Genomic DNA, 735 nt, shown 5'->3' with positions numbered 1-735 from the left:
ACATTTGCTGGTAAAGCGATAGCAGTATCAGTGCCTTCTTCATCTGTATAGGTAATAGTATTTGAAGCAGCATCGTAAGCGATTGTTCCTACTTCAAGTGGTACGTTTGTTACTAGTCCATCTTCATCTGTATAGTCGATAGAGTTGTTGTCTGCTCCTAGTGCTACAGATCCAACAGGTAATGGTACGTTATTAATCGCACCTAATTCATCTGTGTAATCTAAAGAATTTCCATCTGCACCGATTGCTAGTGTTGTTAGTGCCTCTAAGTTTGCAACGATAGCAGATAAATCTAATTGCGTAACTACACCATCTTCATCAGTGTAATCTATATTAGTATTATCTGTATTAAGCGCAATAGTTGTTAATGTCTCTAAGTTTGCAACATCTAAAGTTGTTGTTACACCGTCTTCGTCTGTATAAGTAAATGTACCATCATTATTATCAACGATAGTTGTTAAAGCTTCTAGGTTTGCAACGATAGCTGATAAATCTAATTGCGTAACTACACCATCTTCATCTGTGTAATCTATATTAGTATTATCTGGATTAAGCGCAATGGTTGTTAAGGTCTCTAAGTTAGCAACATCTAAAGTTGTTGTTACACCGTCTTCGTCTGTATAAGTAAAAGTTCCGTCGTTGTTATCTACGATAGTTGTTAATGCTTCAAGGTTTGCAACAATAGCTGATAAATCTAATTGCGTAACTACACCATCTTCATCTGTGTAATCAATG

1 pseudogene is annotated in these 735 nt (G+C 36.1%); it reads right to left on the bottom strand.

Annotated features, from left to right (window positions below):
- Window positions 1–735, bottom strand: a pseudogene (locus CXF54_RS12910) (hypothetical protein); the annotation flags it as partial.

The organism is Olleya sp. 1-3 (genome assembly GCF_002836085.1).
GTDB classification, from domain to species: Bacteria; Bacteroidota; Bacteroidia; order Flavobacteriales; family Flavobacteriaceae; genus Olleya; species Olleya namhaensis.
The sequence above is the reverse complement of the archived record's forward strand: the minus strand, read 5'-3'. Positions and strand labels throughout refer to the sequence as shown.